General features: G+C 47.4%; 11 protein-coding genes and 1 CRISPR repeat array (1 of these 12 running past the window's edge). Of the genes, 8 read left to right on the top strand and 3 right to left on the bottom strand.

Going from position 1 to position 17,662, the window contains the following annotated elements; genetic code table 11:
- Window positions 1–86: 86 nt before the first annotated feature.
- The 3 genes from ACFPFU_RS11010 (at window position 87) to ACFPFU_RS11000 (ending at window position 4,087) form a co-directional block, all read left to right on the top strand.
- Complete coding sequence (locus tag ACFPFU_RS11010) at window positions 87–740, top strand: Tll0287-like domain-containing protein (RefSeq protein ID WP_377064432.1); 654 nt, start codon at window positions 87–89, stop codon at window positions 738–740.
- A gap of 115 nt (window positions 741–855) precedes the next feature.
- A complete protein-coding gene (locus ACFPFU_RS11005; RefSeq protein WP_377064430.1) occupies window positions 856–3,384 on the top strand; it encodes a M14 family metallopeptidase in 2,529 nt (842 codons plus the stop codon).
- A 100-nt stretch (window positions 3,385–3,484) separates the two neighbouring features.
- Complete coding sequence (locus ACFPFU_RS11000; protein WP_377064684.1) at window positions 3,485–4,087, top strand: DNA-3-methyladenine glycosylase I; 603 nt, start codon at window positions 3,485–3,487, stop codon at window positions 4,085–4,087.
- Window positions 4,088–4,092: 5 nt separating this feature from the next.
- Here ACFPFU_RS11000 and ACFPFU_RS10995 read toward each other — a convergent pair whose 3' ends face one another.
- Window positions 4,093–6,531, bottom strand: coding sequence for a TonB-dependent receptor (locus ACFPFU_RS10995; protein WP_377064428.1), 2,439 nt, complete (start codon window positions 6,529–6,531; stop codon window positions 4,093–4,095).
- A gap of 449 nt (window positions 6,532–6,980) precedes the next feature.
- Here ACFPFU_RS10995 and ACFPFU_RS10990 point away from each other — a divergent pair, with 449 nt between their 5' ends.
- From ACFPFU_RS10990 to ACFPFU_RS10970, 5 genes are all read left to right on the top strand, one after another.
- Window positions 6,981–8,687: a PQQ-dependent sugar dehydrogenase gene (locus tag ACFPFU_RS10990; protein WP_377064426.1), complete on the top strand. Its 1,707-nt coding sequence runs from the start codon at window positions 6,981–6,983 to the stop codon at window positions 8,685–8,687.
- 16 nt (window positions 8,688–8,703) lie between these two features.
- Window positions 8,704–9,588, top strand: a complete 885-nt coding sequence (locus tag ACFPFU_RS10985) for a sugar phosphate isomerase/epimerase family protein (protein WP_377064424.1) — start codon at window positions 8,704–8,706, stop codon at window positions 9,586–9,588.
- Window positions 9,589–9,595: 7 nt separating this feature from the next.
- Window positions 9,596–12,451 (top strand): PVC-type heme-binding CxxCH protein, encoded by a 2,856-nt coding sequence (locus tag ACFPFU_RS10980; protein ID WP_377064422.1) that lies wholly within the window; start codon window positions 9,596–9,598, stop codon window positions 12,449–12,451.
- A gap of 82 nt (window positions 12,452–12,533) precedes the next feature.
- Entirely contained in the window at window positions 12,534–14,000 is a 1,467-nt protein-coding gene (locus tag ACFPFU_RS10975; protein WP_377064420.1) for a glycine--tRNA ligase, read from the top strand.
- 89 nt (window positions 14,001–14,089) lie between these two features.
- Window positions 14,090–15,031 (top strand): ketopantoate reductase family protein, encoded by a 942-nt coding sequence (locus tag ACFPFU_RS10970; RefSeq protein WP_377064418.1) that lies wholly within the window; start codon window positions 14,090–14,092, stop codon window positions 15,029–15,031.
- A gap of 24 nt (window positions 15,032–15,055) precedes the next feature.
- On the opposite strand, the gene ACFPFU_RS10965 is transcribed toward ACFPFU_RS10970, so the two are convergent.
- Window positions 15,056–15,538: a protein-disulfide reductase DsbD domain-containing protein gene (locus tag ACFPFU_RS10965; protein ID WP_377064416.1), complete on the bottom strand. Its 483-nt coding sequence runs from the start codon at window positions 15,536–15,538 to the stop codon at window positions 15,056–15,058.
- Window positions 15,516–16,088: a TlpA family protein disulfide reductase gene (locus ACFPFU_RS10960; protein ID WP_377064414.1), complete on the bottom strand. Its 573-nt coding sequence runs from the start codon at window positions 16,086–16,088 to the stop codon at window positions 15,516–15,518. The genes ACFPFU_RS10965 and ACFPFU_RS10960 overlap by 23 nt, the downstream gene beginning before the upstream one ends.
- Window positions 16,089–17,026: 938 nt before the next feature.
- Window positions 17,027–17,662: direct repeats of the CRISPR family, unit length 29 nt; unit sequence ATTTCAATTCCACTTGGTGCGATTAAAGG (it continues 7,835 nt past the right edge of the window).

Below are 17,662 nucleotides of genomic sequence, written 5' to 3'. Positions count from 1 at the left end.
CCGGGACATCATAATCATTGTCCATGATGTTTCAAAATTCCTGTTTAGTGATTAAATTGGTGCTCATCTTCTAACCCTCCTTAGCCGTGAAAAATCTTTCTGTCTGTTGGTTCTATTTGTTTGTCCTGGTTTCCTGTCAGTCCGAAAAAAAAATCGATCGATCAGTAGTGGACGAGGTCAAAAAATCCAGTGAGGTTAAAAAGTTAAGTGAAGCGGAGATCATCGACCATGCGATCAAATGGGGAAATGAAATCAGTCAGGAGGCCCAGGAGGCTTTGATCGGTGCGCTGCAGGGGGCCATAGCTGGAAAAGGCGTGGCAGGTGCTATCGGATTCTGCCATGAGGAAGCCTTGCCCATTACCCAAAAAACGGCAGAAAAACATCGGGTGAAGATAAAGAGGGTTTCATCTAAAAACAGGAATCCTGATAACGCCCCCAATGAGGACGAACAGGAAGTATGGGACGCTTACGTTTACAATGCGGAAAACAATGTTGATAACAGGCCTAACATACAAAAAATAGATGGCGGAGAAACCCTCCTTTATACCAGGGCCATCCAGATTCCCAGTAGCTTGTGTCTCAACTGCCACGGTGAGCCCGGAAAGGACATTGACGAAACCACGCTTGGAACAATCCATCAAATATATCCGGAAGACAAGGCCACAGGATATAAAGTCGGCGATTTGAGGGGAATGTGGAGTATCTATCTACCCAAAAAGGAAGTGGTAAAGCGAATGTAAAGGGCCGTTTTTATTTTGCTACCTAAAAAAACAAGCGTTTTCTTAAGCTTGTTATGCGGGATGGTGTAATTTTGCCGCTGATGGTTATTCCATTATTTCAATAATAAGCTTTCAGATGAAAAAAACCTACACCATTCTTTTATGCAGTTGGATGGGGATATGTATGGCCTTTGGTCAAACCAAAAGTCCTGCTGAATTCCTCGGCTATGAACTTGGTGAAAGATTTACCCCTCACCACCGTGTTGTCGCCTATTTTGAGCATGTTGCCGAAAACAACAGCAATGTACGCATCCACTATTATGGAAAAACCAACGAAATGCGCCCTTTGATGGCTGCTTTTGTCTCTTCCCAAAAAAACATCGACCAACTTGAAGCCATCAGGGAAGATAACCTGAAAAGGACCGGATTGATGGAAGGGGCTATTACCACCAATGTCCCCATCACCTGGATGAGCTACAATGTCCACGGTAATGAGGCCGTTTCTTCTGAAGCCACCATGATGACCTTATTTTCCCTCGTTGACACGGGAGCACCACAGACCAAGGCGTGGCTGGAAAATAATTTGGTTGTTTTAGACCCCTGCCTAAACCCCGATGGTCAGGAGAGATATGTGAACTGGTACAACCAAAAAATGAATGCCGTGCTCCAGCCTGATCCTCAATCCATAGAACACCGTGAACCCTGGCCCGGCGGAAGACCTAACCATTACCTTTTTGACCTGAACCGGGACTGGGCCTGGCAAACGCAGATAGAATCCCAGCAACGTGTGGCCTTTTACAACGAATGGCTCCCCCAGGTCCATCTGGATTTTCATGAGCAGTCGGTGGACCAGCCCTACTATTTTGCGCCGGCAGCAGAACCGCTTCACAGGCAACTGACAGCCTACCAGCATGAATTCCAGGAACTCTTCGGAAGAAACACTGCCCGGTATTTTGATCAAAACAATTGGTTTTATTTCACCAAGGAACGCTTCGATCTGCTTTATCCCAGCTATGGAGACACGTATCCTATGTACAATGGAGCCATTGGGATGACCATCGAACAAGGGGGATCCGGTAGGGCCGGTATCGGCATTCACAACGCCGAAGGGGACACGGTAACGCTCAAAGACCGGATCATCCACCACCACACTACTGCCCTTTCTGCCATAGAAACCACCTCTCAGCAGGCCGAAAGGGTATTGGAAGAATTTGAGAAATATTTCCGCGAAAGCCGCCAAAACCCGGCAGGAAAATATAAAAGCTTTGTGATCCGCGGAAACAATAAGCCGGCTAAAATGCAGGCACTCCTGGAACTGTTGAAAAAAAACCACATCCGATATGGCCATGGGGGAAAGGCTGGGACATTTACCGGCCTGAGTTACCAGACGGGTAAAACTGAACGTTTTGAGCTGGCTGAAAACGATATCGTCATCAATGCTTACCAGCCCAAGTCTGTCCTGGTTCAGGTATTATTCGAACCGGAACCCGTGCTGAATGACAGCATCACTTACGACATTACCAGTTGGGCCCTTCCGTATGCTTACAACCTCTCTGCTTTTGCGCTGGAGTCCCGGCTGGATGCGGGAAGTTTCAAGACAGCCGAATTTATTCCAAACCAACCCGCTGCGGAAACCCTGGCTTACATTGCTCCATGGCATGCCACCAGGCACGTGGCTTTTCTGGCGGCTCTATTAAGGGAAAACGTCAGGGTCAGGTTCGCAGAGTATGCCTTTGAAATTGGAGCAACACCCTATCCTGTGGGCTCCCTGATCATTACCAGGGGAGGTAACCAATATATTGCGGATTTCCATCAAAAAGTAACCCACATTGCCAACCAATTCGAAATAGAACTTGGACAAACCTCCACGGGATATGTGGACAGCGGCAAAGACTTTGGATCTCCAAATGTAAAAACCATCAAACGGCCCAAAATTGCCTTGGTAGGCGGTGAAGGCACCTCCTCTCTGAATTTTGGGGAAATCTGGCACTTTCTTGACAAAGAACTCGCCTACCCCGTAAGTATACTGGAAGCCAATTCCCTGGAATCAGTTAAACTCCATGAATATGACCTTATCATCCTGCCAGCAGGTAGGTACGGCGCTATCGATGAGGATACACATACAAAGATGATGGATTGGATAAAAGCCGGAGGAAAACTGATAGCCATTGAGTCGGCATTGGAGCTTTTTGCGGACAAAGATGGTGTGCAGCTAAAAACCTATGCTGATGATGCGGAGAAAAAGAAATTTGAAGAGAAGTTTTCGAAAACAAAGAACGCTGAAAAAACGGCCCCATACCTGGAAAGAGAGAGACTGGATATTTCCAACTATGCTGCCGGAGCGGTTTTTGAGGTGCAGATGGATGTCACCCATCCATTGGGATACGGCACAGACGGAAAATTTTATACCCTTAAAAACAATGCTAAAAGGTTTGCCTATCTCGATAAAGGCGTAAATGCAGGGATCATCCCCACCAAGGATCATCACCGGACAGGGTTTATCGGTTACAAAATATTGCCTCAAATGGAAAAATCCATGGTATTCGGACAGGAAAACGTGGGCCGTGGCCAGATCATTTATATGGCTGACAATCCCCTTTTCAGGAGTTTCTGGGAAAGTGGCAAGCTCATCATGGCCAATGCGATTTTTATGGCAGGAAATTAAAACAATGCCCCATGATGTTCATAAAACAGGCCCGGTAGGACACCGGGCTTATTTTTTTGACGGCTATTCACTATCTTTAATAAATAACCCTATACATATGATGAGCAAATATACCCCCGACCAATCAGAAACATTCAGGTGCCCCTGGTGTCTCGGATTTAAAAAGTACATCCAGTATCATGATGAGGAATGGGGCGTGCCGGTATACAACGACAAGAAACATTTTGAGTTTTTGGTATTGGAAAGTGCCCAGGCGGGACTCAGTTGGGCCACTGTCCTGAATAAAAGGGAAGGTTATCAACAGGCATTTTCTGATTTTGATTACACAAAAGTTGCCCAGTATACGCCAGAAAAAATCGAAGAAATCCTTTCCGACACGAATATCATCAGAAACCGCAAAAAAGTGGAAGCCGCCGTCCGCAATGCAAGCAGGTTTATGGAGATCCAGCAAAATTATGGCTCATTTTCCGGCTATCTATGGGATTTTGTGGGAGGCAGGCCTGTTCAAAACGAATGGAGGACCTTATCTGAGATTCCCGCCAGCACAGAACTTTCCCATAAAATCGCCATAGATCTCAAAAAAAGAGGTTTTAAATTCCTGGGCAGCACCATTGTTTATTCCCACTTACAGGCCACCGGAATCGTCAATGACCATTTGGTGCAATGTTTCAGGCATCAGGAAGTAAAACAGCTGGCCAGGTGATTCCCCTATTCATCATCCAGGATATCAGATCTTTTTGCTGATTTTGATTGTTTGATCCGGTAATTCAGGGAGAGGTTGATTTGTCTTCTTCTTGGCAGAACGTCCCCTTCGGTCATAAATCCCGGTCCTTCAAAAATAAACCTGTTTCTTCTCGTGTTGAACATGTCCATCACGTTGAGGATCAGCGTTGCCCTTCCCTGCATGATGTCTTTGCTGGCCGACAGATCGAGGTAATAAAGTGCCTTTCTGACACCCTGAGCCACCCGTTGTCTGCCTTCGTAATTGGTCCTCACCTGAATGTCAAGTCCATTGGCCATGGAAATCCTGGAGGTCAAACGGGTAAACCAGCTATAGGTATTTGCCCTATACGTATCCAAAATATTGGTGCCATCTATGTCCGCATAAAAGAAATTAAAATTGGCATCCAGTTTCAACCAGTCGGCCGGTGAATAATCACTGGTAAATTCCAAACCGAATGACCGTTCAGACAATAAATTTTCAGGAATGGTCATCGCGTTCCCCTCTTCATCCACTGTTCGGATTCTTTCTATTTTGTCGGTGGTGCTTCTGAAGTAAACAGTGGAAAAGACGGAGCCTTTATCCATGTACTTGATATGCCCCAGTTCATACGCATCCGTAAATTCGGGATCCAGGTCAGGGTTTCCGCTGAAAAAATTCCTGGCATCGGAAAATGTCATAAAAGGGCTGAGGTCATTGTAAAATGGCCGACGGATCCTCCGGCTATAGGATACCTGAAAAGCATCATCAGGACTTACATTGTAGGTAACATGAGCGCTTGGAAAAAGATTGGCATACTCTCTTGGGTTGATTTCATTGGCCCTGACCAAAGTGGTCTTCACGTCGGTATACTCTGCCCTGAGGCCGCCTTGATAGGACAGCTTGTTGCTTTTGTTGCCCATTATGGCATAAGCCGCATGAATGTTTTCGTTGTACAGAAAGATGTCATCCAGCCCAGGCAAAGCCTCAAATTCCCCGCTTTCCGTCTGCTCACTGACATTGAAGTCATTTTCCATATTTCGGAAACTGCTCCTGAATCCTGTTTCAAAATTCCCGTCCTTACCGATCGGTTTGGTATAATCGAGTTGAAATAACCACTGCCGTTCAAATTCGTCATTTAAAGAAGTCTGAAGAACAGACCTGCTTGGGATCTGCGTACCGTTGGGCTGGAAAGCGTTCTCAGTATATACCTGGTCCGAGTTTTCCCAGTAATCCAAATAGGTCACCCCTCCGGTCAATACATGTCCGTTTTGATCAAATGTCCTTTTATAGGTCAGGTTGACTTCCGAGTTGGGCTCTTTTTCGTCTTCATCTTGTGTCCTTAAGGTATAACTTTCCAATTGTCCACCCGGCGCATAATAATCATCGTAACGGATATTGGTAATCCTCCTGGCATCACTTCTTCTCAAAAGATAAGAAGCCGTAAGGATGTTGTTATCGCTGAAAAAATAATCCAGCCCCGCCCTGATGTTGTTATTCAGACTATTCACCGTTCCTGTGGTGCTTTGGTCGGAGACAAAAGTGGTATCAGGAGTATATACTTCCTGATAGATGGAGCCTACCCTGGGCACCCTTCTGTAGGCGACACCATAATTGATAAACCAGTTGATCTTGTTATGTCTGTAATTCAGATTGGCAGCCAGTCCCAGATTGGTTGGGTTGCCCACAATGCCCTCAAAGGATCCGTTAAACCCCTGCGTATTCTCCTTTTTCAGAACGATGTTGATCACACCCGCCATGCCTTCAGCCTCATACCTGGCAGAAGGATTGGTGATGACTTCCACGGTTTCGATCATGCTGGCGGGAAGCTGTTGCAGGCCGCTGCTGCCTTTAAAGCTGACCAGTCCGGAAGGTTTGCCATCCACCAAAATCCTCACGTTGTCGCTGCCCCGTAGCCGTACATTTCCCTCCGGGTCTACCGATATGGAAGGAAGGTTCATCAAAATATCCGTGGCGGTTCCCCCTGCGTTTGCCAAGTCTTTTCCTACATTGAATATACGTTTGTCGAGAGACAGCTCCATCAGGTTTTTCTGACCCTGAACCACCACCTCATCCAGGTTTTCGGCAGTTCCCGTTAATTTGATCAGGCCAAGGTCTCTTTGCCTGTTCTCCCGGTTGATGCCCACGGCTTCCATCTGGAAAGGTTCGTAGCCCATAAATTCCACCAAAACCAAAAAATCACCCTGTGGCAGGGAGAGCGAAAAAGTTCCGTCTTCCTCTGTTATGCCCCCGGTCATCAGCTTCTTCTCCCCACCTTCATCCCGGTAAACACTCACGGTGGCAAAACCCAATGGTATGTTGCCGTCAGCATCCATTACCTTCCCTTTTAACTCACCGAAACCGGAAGATTGGGAAAACAGATCCGCGGAGAAAAAGAAAACAGTTGTTGGTATAAAAATTAGGGTAATTATATATTTTATTTTCATAGTTAACAATCTATAGAGACAAGCAGCAAAGATAGTTAATTGGTGGATAGATGTTCCGTATTTTTACAGGAAAGCAAAATGTAGAGGATAAATTACCTAATGACATAGAAAATTTTTTTTTTAAAGTAAAAATGCCCGGCGTGTTGAACAAAACCTGCCAATTAGCTGATTGCAGATTTTTATATTTTGATTTATTAGCCTACATTAGGCCGGTTATTTCATATGATTATAATTGTCTATTCAACGGTCATATGGAATCTCGCTATTGATAATCATCTCTGTGTGTGACGACCTCGTCATGCTCGATTTCATCTGTTTATAATTGTTTTTCAATGGTCAGATGGAATCTCGCATGTGTGATAATCATGCCTCCGTGTGACGATTCCGTCATGCTCGATTTCTTATGTAGAAAACCAAATAAAACTAGCTATAAAAGTCCAATATTGACAATGAAATTTAACCTTAATCATTTTTTCCGGGTATTTATACTTTCACTGTGTCTTTCCTGTGATTCTTCAGAAAAATCAATAGAAAACCGGATTCCGATGGATGCCGCTACCGTTAGCGACGGACAAACCATCTTCGAAAACAACTGCAGCACCTGCCATAATTTCAACCAGGACGGCATAGGTCCCCATCTGGGGGGGCTTACCCGGGAGGAACCCTTGGAATGGATCCGCGATTTTATCAAAAACCCCACCGCAGTGATCCAATCAGGTGACGAACGGGCTGCCAACCTGTTTGCCAAATTCAACACCTACATGCCTTCGTTTGATCACCTGCCGGCTGAGGAAATTGATGCCATTATCGCCTATATGCATCAGCATGAAGCGCCTGCAGAAAAAACAAAAACCAGAAGCGACTCCATCGTCAACCCCATACCGGAGCCCATTCCGCTTTCTGAACTTGTAGTTGAATTGGAATGGATAGCTACCATCCCCCCATCCAGCGAGGAAATGCCAAGAACCAGGATAGCCAAACTGGACTTTCATCCAGGCACCAAAGACCTGTTTATCATGGACCTTCGGGGGAAAATGTACCGCATTGCCGGCGACAAAACCGAAGAATACATGGATATGGAAAAGCTGATGCCGGATTTTATCAACCAACCCGGCCTGGCAACGGGATTTGGAAGCTTTGCCTTTCATCCGGAATTTTCGGAAAACGGCTTGCTGTACACCACCCATACGGAGTCCCCCGGTTCGGGAAAAGCTGACTTCACCTTCGGGGATTCTATCCGCAACACATTACAGTGGGTCGTGCTGGAATGGCAGACAGATAATGCCAACGGAATCCCATTTAAGGGAAAAAGCAGAGAACTTTTCAGAATTGACATGGTGACCGGCATTCATGGCATGCAGGAAATCACATTTAACCCCCTGGCCAGTCCCGGGGAAGAAGATTACGGCCTGCTTTATATCGGAATAGGGGATGGTGGGAGCGTTGGGGCCGGTCACGCCTGGGTCCCCCATGGGCCCACACAGCCTTGGGGTTGCATTTTCCGAATTGATCCCAGCGGAAACAACAGCCGAAACAGGAAATACGGAATCCCTAAAAGCAACCCCTTCGTTAATAACGGGAAAGGATGGCTGGAAGAGATTTATGCCCATGGCTTCCGAAACGCACACCGGATCACCTGGACAAAGAACGGTGAATGTCTCGCCACTAACATAGGCCAGATGCAGATAGAATCGCTGTACATGGTAAAACCTGGTGATGACTATGGATGGCCGGTAAGGGAAGGAACCTTTGTCATAGATCCTGAAATAGATATCAATCAGGTTTTTCCTCTTCCCGAAGATGATGAGAAATATGGTTACACCTACCCCGTGGCCATGTATGACCATGATGAGGGAAATGCCATTTCGGGCGGGTATGAGTATTGGGGAACCCATGTCCCCGCTCTGGAGGGCAAATACCTTTTTGGGGATATTGTCCAGGGCCGGCTGTTTTACATCCATACCGCCGAATTGCAACGTGGAAGCCATGCCCCTATTTATGAGTGGCGCATCAGCTTTGAGGGCAAAGTCCAGAGTTTGGTAGAATTATGCGGCAGCAAGCGGGTAGATCTGCGCTTTGGAAGGGATCATGAAGGAGAGCTTTACCTGTTTACCAAACCAGACGGGAAAGTGTATAAGATGAAGAATACGTTATAAAGACCCTGTATGATGTATGACCAATAAACCCAAATACAACAGAAGAACCGCAGTGAAAAAAGGTATTTTGCTTACGGCCCTCGCTGGTATGCAGCCCCTGACAGGCTTTATGGCTCCTCCGCGGCCCCACGCCTACCGGATCGGCGCATGTGACTGGTCGATCGGACAAGCATCGGATCCGGAAGCTTTTCGGGTCGCCAAAGAAATCGGACTGGACGGTGTCCAGGTCAGTTTGGGCAATGTGTCCAACAACATGCATCTTCGGAGAAAAGAAGTACAGCAGACCTATCTACAAACCTCAAAAGACACCCAGGTGCGGATTGCCAGCCTGGCTATCGGTGAGCTGAACAATGTTCCTTACAAATCCGATCCTGTGACGGAAGAATGGGTGGAAGACAGCATAGATGTGGCCAAAGCTTTGGGCTGCCAAGTCATTTTACTGGCTTTTTTCGGAAAAGGCGACCTTAGAGAGGATGAAGAAGGAAAAAAAGAAGTTATCAGAAGGCTTCAAAAAGTCGCTCCAAAAGCAGAAAAACAGGATATCTACCTGGCGTTGGAGTCCTGGTTAAGCGCGGAAGAACACCTCCGGATCATAGAGGCGGTAGGATCCAGCCATGTAAAAGTCTATTATGACGTGGCCAACTCCACGGAAATGGGATACGATATTTTCAAAGAAATGAAGTTGTTGGGTACTGAATACATCTGTGAAATACATGCAAAGGAAAACGGACAGCTTCTGGGCAAAGGCAAAGTGGACTTCGGAAGGGTTAAAAACACCCTTCAGGAGATCGGCTACAAAGATTGGGTGATTATGGAAGGCGCCATTCCCCCAGGCGGCGATATGCTTACCGCATACCAAGCCAACCTCGCTTATCTCCGACGCGTTTTGAACAACCAATAAGATCCGCATGAACAGGCTTCATACATATTATGTCCTGGGTTTAATCTTCCTGTTCTTTGCCTGCAAAAAAACAACCGAAGAGAAACCTTTGCTCCATGTCCCCGATGACCTTGAAGTAACATTGTGGGCCTCCTCACCGATGTTTTACAATCCCACCAACGTGGATGTGGACATGCGGGGAAGGCTATGGGTCACAGAAGCTGTCAACTACCGGGATTTCCGGAACAAAGACGGGCACATGGTCCATGCTGAGGGTGATCGTATTGTGATATTGGAAGACACCAACGGGGACGGAAAAGCCGACAGTTCCAAAATATTTGTGCAGGACAGTGACCTGCGTTCGCCTTTGGGCATCGCTGTGGTGGGCAACCAGGTAATCGTTTCCTGTTCCCCCTCCATTATCGTCTACACCGATGAGGATGGAGATGACATCCCCGACCATAAAGAAATCCTCCTTACAGGATTTGGAGGCAAAGACCATGATCATGGCCTGCATGCAGGGGTCCTTGGTCCCGATGGCAAATGGTATTTTATCGTCGGCAACGCGGGCCCCCACGAAGTGACCGGCCGGGACGGTTGGACCCTTCGGTCAGGAAGTGTCTATAACGAATACACTCCCTATAGCACAGAAAACACGCCTTCACAAGTAAGCGATGACGGTAAGGTCTATACAGGGGGGATGGTCATCCGGGTAAATCCCGATGGGACCGGACTCGAAGTATTGTCCCACAATTTCAGAAATGCTTTTGAAGTTTTTGTGGATTCCTTTGGCAACATGTGGCAGAGCGACAATGACGACCAGACCGCTTCCTGCAGAACAACCTGGCTGATGGAGGGCAGCAATGCGGGGTTTTTCAGCGAGCAGGGGGACAGAACCTGGCAAGCCGACAGGCGGCCCGGACAAAGTATAGCGGAAGCCCATTGGCACCAGCATGATCCCGGCGTGCTTCCCGCCGGAGACATCTACGGTGCCGGATCTCCTACCGGAATCGTGCGGGTGGAAAACGATGCCCTTGGGGAACACTACCGGGGACTATTGCTCAGCGCCGACGCGGGAAGGAACATCATCTTTGGCTACTTTCCCACACCTCAGGGATCAGGATATTCTTTAAATGAAAGACAGGCGTTTATTTCCTCAGTAGATACGGACAATGTCCATTATGTATGGCATGAGATAGAAGAGGACGACAGCAAATGGTTCCGGCCCAGCGATGTGGCCGTAGGCACCGATGGCTCGCTGTTTGTGGCCGATTGGTATGATCCCATAGTTGGGGGGCACCAGATGCGGGACAAGGAAGGTTATGGCAGGATCTACCGGATCCACCCGAAAAATAAACAGCTTACTTCACCTGTAATCAGTTTGGATGAAATCCCCGGTCAGATTGAGGCACTATATAACCCTGCCATCCACGTGAGATCCTTGGCGGCCCAGGCGTTGCTCGCACAAAGTGGAGAGGCTGTGCCTGCCTTAGCCGCGGTGTTGAAAGACAATAACCCCTTCCATCAAGCCAGGGCTATCTGGCTTCTGAGCCAATTGGGGGATACAGGCTGGGCAGCGGTTGAACCTTATCTGGAAGACCGTAACCCGGAACTTGCCTTAACGGCCCTAAGGGCGCTTTCCCAATTCAGAGGGCAGGAGCTACTTGCCTATTCCAAGGCCCTGGCCAAATCGGCTCATCCCTTGGTGCGGAGAGAACTGGCCCTGTTGCTAAAAGATTTTCCCTTGAACCAATCCCTGGACATTTATCTCCAATTGTTCGATGGATTTGACGGAGTGGATCCCTGGTACCGTAACGCTATGGGAATAGGACTCAGGGGAAAAGAAAACGCGTTTTATCCAGCTCTAATGTCTCACTTAGGCGGACCGGACCCTGTGGAATGGCCAGACGCCGCCAGCAAAATGGTGTGGGAGCTGCACCCTGCCGCTGCCATGGACGACCTTCGGCAGCGTGTGACTTCCGAAAAACTTGACGAAAACAAAAGGAAGGAGGCGATGGAGACATTGGCCTTTATCGGAGACAAAGACGCTGCGCAGATCGTATTGGCGCTGTATGAGGGCAATGATGACATGCTCTCTGAAGATGCCCTATGGTGGCTGCAATTCAGACAACACAATCTGTGGCAATCCCATTTGAAAAATTGGGAGTCTCCAGTAGACAACCTGCCGGATGCCCAGCCTGAGCTGCTGGCCTGGCGTAATACCTTACTGGACAGCTTAGCCTCCCCTGAAGAAAAATCCGACGTCTGGGAAAAACTTTCAGAAAACAGTAACGGGAGACTCCATCTGGCTCTGTTGGCTGCCACAGGCAAACTTTCGGGGGAGCTTAAAAAAGAAAGCAGCCAGCTACTGGAAAAAGAAAACCGTGCCCCTATAAAAAGCCTGCTTGCCCGGCACTTTCAGGAGAAAAAAAAGACGTATTCGGAAGAAAAGATATCCCAATCCCATGCGGACGTACAAATGGGGAAAACCCTGACGGAAAAAAATTGTCTGGGATGCCATAAAATAGGTAATTCAGGTAATGAAATCGGCCCGGACCTCAGCCAGATACAGCTGAAGATGGACAGAAAAACCTTGATCAATGCCATCACCGAGCCGGATGCCGCGGTCGCTTTTGGCTCGGAAGCATTTCTGGTAAGCCTGAAAAACGGTGCCGTACTTTATGGCATACTCCTGTCCAACGGCCCGGTAGTCACCGTACAGGAATACAACGGGCGGAAATTTATTATCCCGGCCAATGAAATTGAGCAGCGCCGGCAGTTGAAACATAGTCTGATGCCTGCACCCGAACATATGGATCTGGAAGAAAATGACGTCACCCACATCACAGCCTATCTATTGGATAGCCGGGGCGGAACCAAATGATCTCGGGTTCACAAGCTCTTTAATTGATTTATACTAAATTCAACCCCTTGCACAATGCTGGTTTTTGACTAATTTTACGGTTATGGCTAAAACAGAAGAAACACAGGAAATTTCCTTATTTAAAGATATCATAGCCCATGCCAAAGAATATGGGTTTGTTTACCCTTCTTCCGAGATTTATGACGGTCTGCAGGCTGTGTACGACTTTGGCCCATATGGGGTAGAGCTCAAAAACAACCTCAAGCGGCTTTGGTGGGAATCCATGACCCGCCTCAATGACAACATCGTAGGTATCGATGCCGCCATTTTTATGCACCCTACCACTTGGAAAGCCTCAGGGCATGTGGACAGTTTCAATGACCCCATGGTGGACAACAGGGACAGTAAAAAGCGTTACCGGGCTGATGTGCTGATCGAAGAAAAAGCGGCGGCTTACGAACAGGCCGGCGACCCTGTACATGCCAAGGAACTGCTCTCCGCTATGGGAAAATTGATGGATGCGGAGAATTTTGCGGCGCTTCGGGATTTGATGATCAATGAGGAAATCACCTGCCCCATCAGCGGAACTTCTAACTGGACGGAGATCAGACAATTCAACCTGATGTTCTCCACACAGGTAGGCTCTGTGGCGGACGAGACCTCTACCATCTATTTAAGACCTGAAACTGCCCAGGGGATATTTGTCAATTTTCTGAATGTTCAGAAAACGGCAAGAATGAAAGTACCTTTCGGTATCGCGCAGATCGGAAAAGCCTTCCGAAACGAAATCGTTGCCCGGCAGTTCATATTCAGGATGAGGGAATTTGAACAGATGGAAATGCAATATTTTGTACGGCCCGGCACTGAACTGGACTGGTACAAGGCCTGGGCCGATACCCGGGTAAAATGGCATAAAGCGCTCGGCATCCCCGAATCGAAACTTCGAAGGCATGACCATGAGAAATTGGCCCACTATGCCAACGCGGCCCTGGACATTGAATATGAGTTTCCGTTTGGATTCAAAGAAGTGGAGGGCATCCACTCCCGGACCGATTTTGACCTGAAAGCACACCAGGAATATTCCAAAAAGAAACAGCAGTATTTTGACCCTGAGGTCAACCAAAACTATATTCCCTATGTCATTGAAACTTCCATAGGCGCTGACAGGTTATTTTTAATGGCGTTCTGTAATGCCTATGTAGAGGAAGAAAGCCAGGAAAAACAACGCACTTACCTGAAATTTCACCCTGCCATAGCCCCGGTGAAAGCCGCCATCCTTCCGTTGACCAAAAAAGATGGTCTCCCGGAAAAAGGCAAGGAGATCTTTGAAAAGCTGAAGTATGATTTCAACATCATCTATGAAGACGCGGCTTCGATCGGAAAAAGGTACACCCGGCAGGACCTCATCGGCACGCCTTTCTGCATTGCAGTAGACCATCAAACCCTGGAAGACAATACGGTGACCATCCGGGACCGGGACACCACTGAGCAAATCAGGGTACCTATAGATGAATTGCACGCGCGGCTAAGCGAAGCATGCAGCTTTAGAAAAATATTCGAGAAAATATAAGCCCTTTTCAGCCTCCTGACTGCATCGGGAGGCTTTTTTATGCCCCATGGATTAAAAACATCGACCTTTCAACTTGTCAACCCCAGCAAATGACGAAAAAGATCGCTATAATAGGCCTAGGAGGTGTAGGAGGATACTTCGGTTTCAAAATCACCCAAAAAACCCGGGACACCAAGGATGTGAAAATCAGTTTTGTTGCCAGGGAGAAAACTTTTGAGGCGGTGCGTGATCATGGACTGACCCTCCTTTCTCCTGAAAACTCCGGCGCAGCTGTCCGGCCGGATAGCCTTTTTTCAATTATTCCGGAAATGGAGCCACAGGATTTGATCCTGATCTGTGTGAAAGCGTTTGACCTGGAGCAGGTATGTGAAGCTTTGAAGACAAAGGTGGAGCCGGATACCGTCGTGCTCCCTCTGATGAATGGCGTGGATATTTATGACAGGGTGAGGAACCAACTTGAAACAGGCGCTGTCCTGCCATCCTGCGTATATGTGGCCTCCCATATCAAAGAAAAAGGAGTGATCGAACACCAGGGGAAACCCGGTAGGATCATTCTTGGAAAGGATCCCAGAGAGCACCGACAGGATACCGATTGGGTGGTTGATTTTTTGGCCGATTGCGGGATTGATGTGGCTTTTAAAGCCGACGTGTTTCCAGATATATGGACGAAGTTCTATTTTATCGCCAGTTTTGGGTTGATATCATCCCGATACGACCAACCCATGGGGGCTGTCTGCGAAGAGCCTGCCCTTCGGGAGAGGGCAATGGCCATTATGAAAGAGATCGGCCAGATTGCTGCCAACAGGGGGATTGCTCTTCCCCAAAACATCACCGGACTTACCTTTCAGAAAGCCGCCGCTTTTCCGTACCACACCCCCACTTCCCTTCAACTGGATATCCGTTCCAAAAAGGCATCCAATGAATTGGATTTATTTGCCGGCGCGATTGTACGGTATGGCGGGGAATTGGGCATTCCCGTTCCGGAGACGGAAAAAATTTACCGCGAGATTCAAGAGATCATGAACAATTAAGCACAAGGGTCTTTCCGGACGTTGTCACTGCACATGCACCCTGATGACAAAATCGAGATCCCGGGGAAAATAACATTTTGTGGCGTCACAGGGCTGGTAATGCAGCTTCCCCTTTAGTGGAAATTCGCCCTTATGGTGTTTTTCTGTTTTGATGGGCACCACGACTTCCAGCAACTCGCTGTAAACATATAGAGGTTCTTCGACACCGTCCATTCTGAATTCATGTCCTTTTGGAAAAACAGGTTCACCGATGGCCATTTCACCGGCACCGTCCACGGACAAAACAGAGGGGATCAGGTTTTCGTTGTTGACCCGGTTTGCCTGGATATGGAAGTTTTCCCGGATACGGAAAAAAAGCTTTAGATGGGTTTCTTCACCAGGGGTGACCTGAAATTCCATTTCACCGTTTACCCTAACAAATGCAGGTTCCTGATCTTGAACAGGAAAGGGACTGTGCAGGAAAAGGAACAGCCAAAGCAATAAATTATTGGTCAGCAAGTAACGCATCCAGTTTTGCTCTTAAACCTACCAGCTTCGCATCAAAATTTTTCGAATCAAGCAAAGAAAGGAATTGGATTTTCCCTTCCGGGTCTACCAGTATATTGGATGCGAGCATGACTTCATCGCGGGCAAGATCAGGAAGGACGTCCTCTGGGGCAAAGCTGGCTGCCACGGTCCCGTCAGGGTCAAGCAAGACCGGAAAGCTGAGGTTAAACCGGTTCTGAAGTTTGTCTTGAACCAGCTCTTTGGGTTCCTTTACATCTATGATCAGCACCTCGACATTCCTGTCTTTGTATTCCTGGTTTAATTGCTCCAAATAGGGGGCCTCTGCATTACAAAAAGGGCACCAGGTAGTGGCAATATGGATTACGAGGTAATTTCCCTGGAAAGATTTTGAATTGACCTCATTGCCTTGAAGGTCAGACAGCTTAAACCCAGGCATCTGCATGCCTTCCAATCCATCCGGACTTTGCGCAAACAGGATCTGTAAGGGCATCATTAACACGACAAGCAGCAAGATTATGGATTTCAGTGGGAGTATGGCTTTGGGGTTCATAACAGGTAATGGTTTGGTTTATATCCTAATTTAACCAATACCCATGAAATTATCAAACTCAAAACCAGCCACTTAATTATTTTTTGACGATCAAAATCGGTGATCTTGTGATGGGGTGATTTTGATGAGAGCTTTCCCATTCGTACTGCCTCGGTCAAAGGGCAGCGCTTGGGGTCCTGAGCGAGGTCCTGAGCGGAGCCGAAGGACCAATTTCGATGCCACTTGTCACAATTAAAAATCGGTGATCTTGTGATGGGGTGATTTTGATGAGAGCTTTCCCATTCGTACTGCCTCGGTCAAAGGGCAACGCCTGGGGTCCTGAGCGAGGTCCTGAGCGGAGCCGAAGGACCAATTTCGATGCCACTTGTCACAATTAAAAATCGGTGATCTTGTGATGGGGTGATTTTGATCAGATCTTCCCATTCCTATTGCCTCGATTAACGGGCAACGCCTGGGGTCCTGAACGAGGTCCTGAGCGGAGCCGAAGGACCATTTCGATGCCACTTGTCACAATTAAAAATCTATGATCTTGTGATTTGGAGATTTTGATCAGATCTTCCCATTCCTATTGCCTCAATTAAAGGGCAACGCCTGGGGTCCTGAGCGAGGTCCTGAGCGGAGCCGAAGGACCATTTCGATGCCACTTGTCACAATTAAAAATCTATGATCTTGTGATTTGGAGATTTTGATCAGATCTTCCCATTCCTATTGCCTCGATTAACGGGCAACGCCTGGGGTCCTGAGCGAAGTCGAAGGGCCAATTTCGATGCCACTTGTCACAATTAAAAATCGGTGATCTTGTGATGGGGTGATTTTGATGAGATCCATTCATATTGCCTCGATTAAAGGGCAACGCCTGGGGTCCTGAGCGAAGTCGAAGGGCCACTTGGTGCGATTAAAGGCCGATTTTATCCTGTTCCGCGTCGTTCACCTTGTTGATTTCAATTCCACTTGGTGCGATTAAAGGCACGATTCCCACCTGGAATCTTCTATCCAAGTCTCCATTTCAATTCCACTTGGTGCGATTAAAGGATGCCGACAAACGAAACGTTTTGCACCGCATCGTTTCATTTCAATTCCACTTGGTGCGATTAAAGGAAGATTTATTAAGGTTTTCGGGTAGTCTTGGCGGAATTTCAATTCCACTTGGTGCGATTAAAGGACATGTAACGGTAAAAGGTTGCCCGGCTGACAACGCATTTCAATTCCACTTGGTGCGATTAAAGGAACACGCCCAGTTCATTTCCTATTGCTTCAATAATATTTCAATTCCACTTGGTGCGATTAAAGGATGGCCAGATCGAAAGGGCCGAAAAAGTCGAAAAGAATTTCAATTCCACTTGGTGCGATTAAAGGTCGCCTCCCCTGTGCTGGCCGTTTTGATGGTCTGTTATTTCAATTCCACTTGGTGCGATTAAAGGTATTTTTTTTGAAATAGGGGATTGGGTGATTTCCAAATTTCAATTCCACTTGGTGCGATTAAAGGTCCCACGGTCCCAAGCCACGTCAATAGTATTTCTACATTTCAATTCCACTTGGTGCGATTAAAGGCAGTAGTTTTTCAAAAATCAGGG

The sequence above is a fragment of the Negadavirga shengliensis genome, assembly GCF_042652345.1.
Taxonomy (GTDB): Bacteria; Bacteroidota; Bacteroidia; order Cytophagales; family Cyclobacteriaceae; genus Negadavirga; species Negadavirga shengliensis.
The sequence above is the reverse complement of the archived record's forward strand: the minus strand, read 5'-3'. Positions and strand labels throughout refer to the sequence as shown.

Bases quoted from the DNA above. Each gene is read 5' to 3' on its own strand.
- ACFPFU_RS11005 (WP_377064430.1), top strand. From the start codon at position 856: ATGAAAAAAACCTACACCATTCTTTTATGCAGTTGGATGGGGATATGT.
- ACFPFU_RS11000 (WP_377064684.1), top strand. From the start codon at position 3,485: ATGAGCAAATATACCCCCGACCAATCAGAAACATTCAGGTGCCCCTGG.
- ACFPFU_RS10995 (WP_377064428.1), bottom strand. From the start codon at position 6,531: ATGAAAATAAAATATATAATTACCCTAATTTTTATACCAACAACTGTT.
- ACFPFU_RS10990 (WP_377064426.1), top strand. From the start codon at position 6,981: ATGAAATTTAACCTTAATCATTTTTTCCGGGTATTTATACTTTCACTG.
- ACFPFU_RS10985 (WP_377064424.1), top strand. From the start codon at position 8,704: ATGACCAATAAACCCAAATACAACAGAAGAACCGCAGTGAAAAAAGGT.
- ACFPFU_RS10980 (WP_377064422.1), top strand. From the start codon at position 9,596: ATGAACAGGCTTCATACATATTATGTCCTGGGTTTAATCTTCCTGTTC.
- ACFPFU_RS10975 (WP_377064420.1), top strand. From the start codon at position 12,534: ATGGCTAAAACAGAAGAAACACAGGAAATTTCCTTATTTAAAGATATC.
- ACFPFU_RS10970 (WP_377064418.1), top strand. From the start codon at position 14,090: ATGACGAAAAAGATCGCTATAATAGGCCTAGGAGGTGTAGGAGGATAC.
- ACFPFU_RS10965 (WP_377064416.1), bottom strand. From the start codon at position 15,538: ATGCGTTACTTGCTGACCAATAATTTATTGCTTTGGCTGTTCCTTTTC.
- ACFPFU_RS10960 (WP_377064414.1), bottom strand. From the start codon at position 16,088: ATGAACCCCAAAGCCATACTCCCACTGAAATCCATAATCTTGCTGCTT.